Genomic DNA, 8,595 nt, shown 5'->3' on the forward strand with positions numbered 1-8,595 from the left:
CGGCGACGCACCCTCCGGGCCAGTACGAGCGTCCCTGGCGGCTGAACGGCTCCAGCATCTGACTGACCACCAGCCGCTCGTACGGGAGCACCCTGGCGCCGGCGCGCGCACCCTCGCGCAACCGCCGGTCCTGGGCATCCCACTTCCCGGCTCGCGTCCGCATGTCCGCGTCGAGGTCGAGCAACGCGACGGCCGGACCGAAGCAGACCAGGACGCACAGCACCGCGCACGCCGCTTGCAGAGGGACGGTCCGCCAGGCACGCTGCCGGGCCGCCACCCCCAGCAGTGTGCCGGCGCCGACGAGCAGGGCCACATACACCAAGAGGTAGTCGTTGCGGAGCCGGTTGGCGCTGGGAGCACTCACACGCTCCTGGAACACCGGATAGGTGATGACCGTACAGAGGTAACCGGACACGAGGAGCGCGGCCGCTCCGGCACAGGCCGTCAGCGGCCACCGGGCGGGCAGGGCGGGCGGCCTGCCGTCCGGACCCAGGCACAGGAGACCGATGAGCGCTCCCACCGCGACCGCTCCGGCGTACTGCCAGGTGGTCGCCACGGAGTACGCGATCTCCGCGAAGCCGCGCAGGGAGGCGGCGAGCGACTCCGGCGCGGCCAAGGACCCCGTACCCGCCCCGAACCGTTCCCGACGGGTGTTCGAGCCGGGCGAGGTGATCAGGACGAGGGCCCCGGCCGCGACGCCGGTGAGACCCGCTGTACACCAGAGGCGGAGGAAGGAACGGGAGGGTTCGGCGGCGGTACGGCCGCTCAGGAGCAGGACGGTGACCAGCAGCACCGCCACGACGACGGCGGTTTCCTCCGACAGGGTGCTGACGGCCGCACCGGCGAGCAGGGCGAGGGTGAGTGCCGCGCCCCTGCCCCGGGGGGAGCGGGCCACCAGGAACGGGATCAGCGCGGCGCAGGCCAGCACCGGCGGCATCGTGTGCGAGACGGACGCGGCGGGCCAGTAGAAGGTCTTGTACGTGTTGGGCGTGACGAACAGGAAGAGGGCGGTCGCCATGGCGGCGACCAGCAGCGGCAGCCCGCGTGGCACGGTGATCCGGCAGCGCCGCAACGCGGCGGCCGTCGCAGCCCACAGCACGGCGAGGACCAACGCGCCGCTGACGGGACCGAACCACTGGTGGCCCGCGACCTGGAACTTCGCATAGGCGCCCACCAGCACCGCGTTGACGACCCGTCCGTTGTCGTGGAAGTAGAACCGGCCGATGAGGCCGGTGATGCCCTCGTCCCGCACCACGGGCAGGAAGCACCAGTCGTCCGCGCCCGGCCGGACGGACCGGCCGAACCATGCCGCAGCGACGAGCAGGGCGAGGGGCGGCAGGCAGAGCGCGCTCACCCAGAGCGAGGTGTGCGAGCGTGGACGTGTGCCGTGCTCCGGCCGTCCCGGTACGCCCCGCGGGTCACGCGGGCCCTGGCGTCGCGTGGCGTCCGGCCGGTCCGGGACCGCGGATTCCGGTGCGCTGTCGGGCATCCGCGCTCACCGGTCCTCGGAGTGGAGGGGGCGGCGGCGCACCGGCTCGCCGGCCGGCCGTACCGGCGGCTCTTTGGGTGCCCCGGCCGGCGCGGGGGCCGGGCGGAGGCCCGACATGATCGCCCACCGGGCCAGCAGGAAGGAGACCGGGGTGACGAGGACGCCGGCGGCGAGCGCGGCCAGGTTCTTGTCCACGCCGAGACCGCTGACCGCCCAGTGGAGGAGAGCCCCCGACGCCACGAGATTGACGAGGCTCGACACCGGATAGCGCACGAACGCGTGCCAGGTCGGCTTCGTCCGGCAGGTGACGTAGGAGTTGAGCAGGAACGAGCACACGATACCGGCCGCGTAGCCGAGGACATGAGCGGCCAGGTAGGGGATCCATCGGTTCAGTACGGCGTAGACGCTGAGGTAGACGACTGTGTTCACACATCCCACCAGGACGAAACTGCCGAACTGGCGCGCGGCGCGGATCCGGGCGGGAACGAGTGCGTTCAGCTCCGCGGTGACGGGCGCAGGAGGGCGGTCCGACAGCACCGGGCAGTCCTCGTCGGTCTCCCGCACCACGTAGGGCGGGCGGCGCTTCGCCTCGTGGTAGATACGCCCCACATATTCGCCGATGACCCCGAGAGTGACCAGCTGGATGCCGCTGAGGGCCACCACCGCGGTGAGCAGAGTGGCGTACCCCGGCGTGTCGGCGCCGTGCAGCACGACGGTCACCACCGTCCACACCGCGTAGGCCAGAGCCGACAGGAACACCCAGAAACCGGTGTAGATGGCCAGGCGGAGCGGACGGTTGTTGAAGGACAGGAGCCCGTCGATGCCGTAGTTCAGCAGCCGCCTGCTTCCCCACTTCGACCGGCCTGCCACGCGCTCGCTGTTGCGGTAGCGGAAGCTGACCGTGTCGAAGCCGATCCAGGAGAAGATCCCCTTCGAGAAGCGGTTGCTCTCCGGCAGGGACAGGACGCTCTCCACCGCCCGCCGGGACAGCAGCCGGAAGTCTCCCGATCCGTCGAGGAGTTCCACGTCCACGCATCGGCGTACGACCGCGTAGTAGGCATGGCTGAGCGTGCTGCGGACCACGCCCTCACCCGAGCGGTCGCGACGCGGGATGACCTGGTCGTAGCCGTGCCGGTGCAGTTCGAGCATGCGGGGGATGAGCCCGGGCGGGTGCTGGAGGTCGGCATCCATGATCACCACGGCATCCCCCTGCGACATGCGCAGACCGGCGAGCATGGCGGCTTCCTTGCCGAAGTTCCGGCTGAACGCCGTGTAGTGGGTCCGTTCGTCCTGTGCGGCGAAGGAGTGGAGGAACAGCCGTGTGCGGTCGAGACTGCCGTCGTCCACGTAACAGATCTCGAAGGTGTCTCCGAGTTCCTCCAGGACGGCGACCAGAGTCGCGTGAAAGGCCCCGATGCCCTCCGCCTCGTTGAAGCAGGGCACGACGACCGACAGCTGAAGGCCGCTCACGCGACACCTCCGGACGTCCTCGGACTCGGGACTTCGATTTCGGATCGCACCGTTTCATCACCGTGGCCCATCCAACGGCGGGGTCCTGCTCATTCCCGCTCCGAACGCGCGGACCGCCCTTCTCTTTCGCACGAACGGCGCACGAACACCACGTGAGCAGGGGGCGGGGCCGGCGGGGGGAAGGGGTACGAGGCAGGGCGGTACGACCGGGTCGTCCCGGGGAAGTGGCCGGCACCGTCCACGGAGGCCCACCGTCGGCTGACCACCGCCCTCGTGCCGGTCCACCGAGGCGGGCACCGCCATGACCGGCGCCCGCGGGCCGGCGGGGGCCCAGCGCGTCGACCACCCGGCCATGGGGATCACGGACGCAGAACCGGCGTACTCCCCGCTCCTCCTCCTGCGGAGGGCGCACGGTCTCCGGCCCGCCCGGGCGCATCACCGCGTAGGCAGTGCCCACGTCGTCCACCTCCACGCCCATGCCGGGCACGGCCCGGCGGACGGACATGGGCGGTTCCTCTCGCGGGTGACGCGCACGTGGCGCTGTTTCTCTCCGGAGCGGCGCCGTGCCGCACCCGTCGCGGCACGTGGCAGAACACGGAGAGGGAACTGGGGCGGTCCACCGGACCTGAGCCACCGGGTACCCTGCGTGATCATGACACGTGCTTGGATCCCGCCCATGCTGTTCATGGTCCCCGGCTCACTCGTCGCGACCATGCTGGTCGTGAGGGGGGTGACCGGCACCGCGCTCGCACTGCTGGCGGTGTTCGTCCTGCTCGCGGGAGTGCACTCGCCGCTGGCATTCCCGCGGTCGACGGGAGCGGTGGAGGCACAGCGCCGCAGCGCGGCCGACGGCCGGCCGGTCGTCTACTGGCGGGCCGGCTGCAAGTACTGCCTGCGTCTGCGGATCCGGCTGGGCCGCGAGGGCCGGCGGCTGCACTGGGTCGACATCTGGCGTGACCCGGCCGGGGCGGCGGCAGTGAGGGCCGCCGATGACGGCAACGAGACCGTGCCGACCGTCGTGGTGGCGGGCCGGCCGCACGTCAACCCCGATCCCGGATGGGTGCGCGAACAGCTGGCCCGTACGTCCGGTCCCTCGCAGCACCGGTGAACGTGTGGTCCCGGCGCGGTGAGCGGTGGCCGGCCCGGGGCGGGTCACCGGTCTCCGACCGGCGGCCCGCCCCGGGATGTCAGCGCCGTGTGCGGACCAGCAGGTAGACGAAGTACGGCGCACCGATGACGGCCGTCATCAGCCCGGCTCCCAACTGTGCCGGAGCGATCACCGTGCGCCCTGCCAGATCCGCGAGGCAGACCAGCACGGCACCGAGCATGAGTGCCACCGGGACCACCCGCACGTGCCGTCGGCCGACGAGGGCGCGCGCCGCGTGCGGGGCGACCAGTCCCACGAAGGCGATCGTGCCGGCCGCCGCCACCGCGGTGGCGCCGAGCAGGACGGCCACGACGAGGAAACCGAGACGGGCCCGGGGGAGACCGAGGCCGAGAAGCCTCGGGGTGTCCTCGTCGAGCGCCACCAGGTCCAGTTCCCGTCGGCGTACCACCGCCAGGACGATGCCGACGGCGAGAGCGACGGCCACCGGCAGGGAATCGGGCATGGTGCGCCCGTACGTGGACCCGGACAGCCAGGTGAGGGCCTTCGTCGTGTCGAAGGGATCACTCAGGACGATGACCAGGCTGATCAGCGCCGCCACGGCGGAAGAGACCCCGATCCCGAGCAGGACCAGCCTGTTCTGCCGGAAACCGCCCCGCGCGGCCAGTCCGAAGACGAGCGAAGCAGTGACCGCCGCCCCGCCGAACGCAGCTCCCGCGACCGCCCACGAGCCGGGGGACTGGGCGGTGGTGACCAGCAGGACGGCGCCGAGACCGGCGCCTCCGGAGACTCCCAGGACGCCGGGTTCCGCCAGAGGATTGCGGGTCACGGCCTGCACCAGGGTGCCGGACAGGGCCAGCGCGCCACCCGCGAGGAGCGCGGCCGACACCCGGGGCACCCGGGTGTCGAGGACGAAGGTGACGGCCCTGCCCGCCCTGCCCTGCGCCCAGTTCATGACATCGCCGAGCAACAGTTTCGAGTCACCCAGGAGCACCGCCGCGGCCAGCACGCCGACGAGTACGACGGCCAGCGCGACCACGGTCGCGAGGAAGGCCTTCCGGCCCGGGATGCGCAGCCGGTCGGGTGCGTCCGCCGCGGCGCTGTCACGGGTGCGCAGCGCCATCACGACGACGAACACGCCACCGACCACGGTCGTGACCACCCCGGTCGGCACCTCCACGGCGGTGTCGGCGGGTACGACGGCACGCAGCAGCACGTCCGAGACGAGAACGAGCGCTGCGCCCACGAGCCCCGCCACGGGCAGGCTCACCCGGGAGCGGGACAGCCCCCGGAACCGGCGGGCCAGCGGCCGGGCGAGTGCGGGCGCGCAGAGGCCGACGAAGCCGATGGGCCCGGCGATCGTGACCGCCGCCGCCGAGAGCAGGGTGGCGAGCACGACCGTGGTGACCCGGGTCCCGCGGACGGGTACGCCCAGCCCCCGTGCGGCGTCGTCGCCCAGGGCCAGGGCGTCGACGCGCCGGGCGACGAGCAGCAGCCCGAGAAGCCCGGCAGCGATGACCGGGGCCATCTGGCCGACGCCGGTGAATCCGTTCTGCCCCACGCTTCCCTGGTTCCACTGGTAGAGGCCCTCGGTCTGCTGCGGGAACAGCAGCAGCAGTGCCTCGGTCACCGCGTTGAGTCCCAGCATGAGGGCGCTGCCCGCGAGGACCAGGCGGACGCTGCCCTTGCCGAGCCCGGACACCCCGAGCACGACCGCCGCGGCGGCGAGTCCGCCGACGAAGGCGGCGCCGGACGAGGCGAGGAGGGGGAGGGTGGTGCCCGTGACGGCGAGCACCCCGAGCGCCAGGTAGGAACCGGCGTTCACGGCGAGGGTGTCCGGTGAGGCGAGCACGTTCCGGCTGACCGCCTGGAGGGCGGCGCCGGCCGTGCCGAGGGCCAGCCCGACGAGGACGGCGGCGACCATCCTCGGCAGCCGGGACGCGATGACGACGGAGGAGTCCCCCGCCGCCGCGTTGCCGGTGAGCGCGTTCCAGACCTCGGACGCGCCCACGTCGGCGGTGCCCTGGGTGATGTCGACGGCGGCGAGGACCACGACCAGCAGCACGAGCGTGGCCGTCACGGCGACCGCGCCCGTCGCGGCCGCGGCGGAGTGGTCCCGGCCGGCCGCGGTCTTCTCGATGACGGCCACGGCGTGCTACTTCGTCAGCGCGTCGACGAGGGAGTCGGCGTACGCCTCCATCGAGCGGGGGCCGCCGAACATCCAGACGCCGTCGGGCATCCGGTGCACGTTGCCGTCCTTCACGAAGGGCAGCGACTTCCACACGGCGTTCTTCGCGAGGGGCCCGGTGAACGGGTCGACGTCGCTGTCGTTGGCGATGTACGAGAACTGGACGTCGCCGAGGCCGGTGAGCCCTTCGACGTCGGTGGTGGCGAGACCGTAGCTCTTGTCGCCTTCCACGGTCCAGGCGTTCTTCAGACCGAGCTCCTCGTTGACGGCGCCGAGGAGGGAGCCACCGGTGAAGGCGCGGACGGAGACCTGGTTCGACGCGACGTAGCCGTCGGCGGAGGCGATCTCCGCGCCGCCGAGACCGGCGTCCGCGAGCGCCTTCCTGCCTTCGGCGAGGCTCGCTTCGAAGTCCTTCTTGACGGTGTCCGCCTGGGCCTCCTTGCCGGTGGCCTTCGCGATGAGGTCGAGGCCCTCGGTCATCGTGCCGATCTGGTCGGCGGCGTCGGCGGAGTTGATCTCCAGGACGGGGGCGATCTTGCGGAGCTGCTTCACCACAGCCGGCGAGAGGTCACTGGTGGCGACCACGAGGTCGGGCGTGAGGGCCGCGACGGTGTCGATGCTCGGTTCGCCGCGGGTTCCGATGTCCTTGGGAGTGCCGGTGAGCGGGGCCGCGGTGTTCCACGCGGCGTAACCCTTCACGTCCGCGACGCCCACGGGAGCGACGCCGAGGGCGACCAGGTCTTCGACCACGTTCCACTCGGTGGCGACGACCTTCGTGGCGGGGCCGTCGAGCGTGACCTTCGTGCCCTTGGCGTCGGTGAGAGTGATCTTCCCGGCGGGCTTGCCGGAAGCCGCGGCGTCGTCGGAGGACGGCTCCGTGGTCCCGCAGGCGGTCAGGGAGAGAGCGGCGACCGCGACGGCGGCCGTGGCGAGGAGGTGGCGTCTCATGAGGAGGTGCTGAGCCTTTCGGATCTGGTGTGATGGCGGCCGATCGCGCGGGTGCGCAGCCGGCCGGTCGAGGGATCGGTGTCCACGTCGATGCGGATGCCGTAGACATCCGACAGAAGTTCCGGCGTGAACACGTCCTCGGGTACGCCGTCGGCGACGATGCGCCCCGTGCGCAGCAGAGCCACACGGTCGGCGACAGCCGCGGCCTGGTCGAGGTCGTGGAGGACGACGCCCACGGCGATTCCGTGGGTGTCGGCGAGATCGCGGATCAGGTCGAGGAGTTCGACCTGATAGCGCAGATCGAGGTAGGTGGTCGGTTCGTCCAGGAGCAGGACGCCTGTCTCCTGAGCGAGACAGCTCGCGAGCCACACGCGCTGGAGCTGCCCGCCGGAGAGCTGTTCGACGCCCCGCCCGGCAAGGTCCTCCACACCGGTGAGACCGAGCGCGCGGTCCACCGCGGCGGCGCCGCGCGGATCGGGACGGCCCCAGCGGCCCCGGTGGGGGTAGCGGCCGAAGTCGACCACGTCCCGGACGGTGAGCCCGCCCGGCGTCGACCGGGACTGCGTCAGGAGCGCGACGCGGCGCGCGAACTCCCGGGCACCGAGCGCGAAACCGTCCGTGGCCCCGTCCGTTCCCGCGCCGACCGTGAGCGAGCCGGTGCGCGCGCTCTGAAGCCGGGCGAGCGTGCGCAGCAGAGTCGACTTCCCGCTGCCGTTGGGGCCGACGAGGGCAGTCACCTCGGCGGGCCGCAGGGCGATGGCCGCTTCGTGTACGACGTCGACCCGGCCGTACGCCACAGTCACCCCGTGGGCGGACAAACTGTTGCCATGTGCGCGCGGCACAGGGGAGTCCACGGCACGGGAAGTGCTCTCACCAGCTCTCATGCGCCTTAGGTTAGCCTGCCCTTACAGCACGCTGGACCACCCCCTCCGTAACGGCGAAGAACCCCGGAGCTGCCGGCCGGCCGGCTCTGCCGCTCCGCGCACAGGCATCTTCTTCCGCGATGTCCGCGCACGGCGGCGCCGGCGATGCCTGGTGGGCGGGGCCCGGGTCCCGCCCTGCGGGTCCAGGAAGCCGGGGGAGGCCGACGGGTCCGCCGACGGTGCAGCCGCCCCGGCGAGCGGTGGCCGGTTCGATGCCCTGGACGGGGACGGATGCGCCCGTGGAGAGGGATTGCCGCCGCGGTGGACGAAGTGCAGAGGGCGGTTCATGGCCAGGGAGCTGCCGCCGAGGACGAAACCGGCCGGTGTTGGAGCGCCTGCGGCGCGGGCGTCGGGGACGGTAGTGGCTTCGTGCCCGGGGCCCGGGCGTCCGGTCCCGGCGCCGAAGAGGAGCCCATCGGGCGCGTTCGACCGGATGGACGGGTGGGGGCTCCACCCGGGCCGCGGGCCGTCC

General features: G+C 72.4%; 6 protein-coding genes. 1 reads left to right on the forward strand and 5 read right to left on the reverse strand.

Going from position 1 to position 8,595, the window contains the following annotated elements:
- Window positions 1-1,489, reverse strand: a 1,489-nt coding sequence (locus tag VN520_RS29875; protein WP_325750065.1) for a DUF6056 family protein, incomplete at its 3' end; no start/stop codon positions are given.
- 6 nt (window positions 1,490-1,495) lie between these two features.
- Entirely contained in the window at window positions 1,496-2,959 is a 1,464-nt protein-coding gene (locus VN520_RS29880; protein WP_325750066.1) for a glycosyltransferase, read from the reverse strand.
- A gap of 652 nt (window positions 2,960-3,611) precedes the next feature.
- On the opposite strand from VN520_RS29880, the gene VN520_RS29890 reads away from it, so the two are divergent.
- Window positions 3,612-4,067, forward strand: a complete 456-nt coding sequence (locus VN520_RS29890; protein WP_325750067.1) for a glutaredoxin domain-containing protein — start codon at window positions 3,612-3,614, stop codon at window positions 4,065-4,067.
- Between the two features lie 79 nt (window positions 4,068-4,146).
- Here VN520_RS29890 and VN520_RS29895 read toward each other — a convergent pair whose 3' ends face one another.
- From VN520_RS29895 to VN520_RS29905, 3 genes are read right to left on the reverse strand one after another with little or no spacing between them, the layout of a single operon-like run.
- A complete protein-coding gene (locus VN520_RS29895; RefSeq protein ID WP_325750068.1) occupies window positions 4,147-6,213 on the reverse strand; it encodes an iron ABC transporter permease in 2,067 nt (688 codons plus the stop codon).
- Window positions 6,214-6,219: 6 nt separating this feature from the next.
- A complete protein-coding gene (locus VN520_RS29900; RefSeq protein WP_325750069.1) occupies window positions 6,220-7,200 on the reverse strand; it encodes an iron-siderophore ABC transporter substrate-binding protein in 981 nt (326 codons plus the stop codon).
- Window positions 7,197-8,084, reverse strand: a complete 888-nt coding sequence (locus tag VN520_RS29905) for an ABC transporter ATP-binding protein (RefSeq protein WP_325750070.1) — start codon at window positions 8,082-8,084, stop codon at window positions 7,197-7,199. Before VN520_RS29905 ends, VN520_RS29900 begins: the two co-directional genes overlap by 4 nt.
- Between the last annotated feature and the right edge of the window lie 511 nt (window positions 8,085-8,595).

Source organism: Streptomyces sp. (assembly GCF_035563135.1).
Taxonomy (GTDB): domain Bacteria; phylum Actinomycetota; class Actinomycetes; order Streptomycetales; family Streptomycetaceae; genus Streptomyces.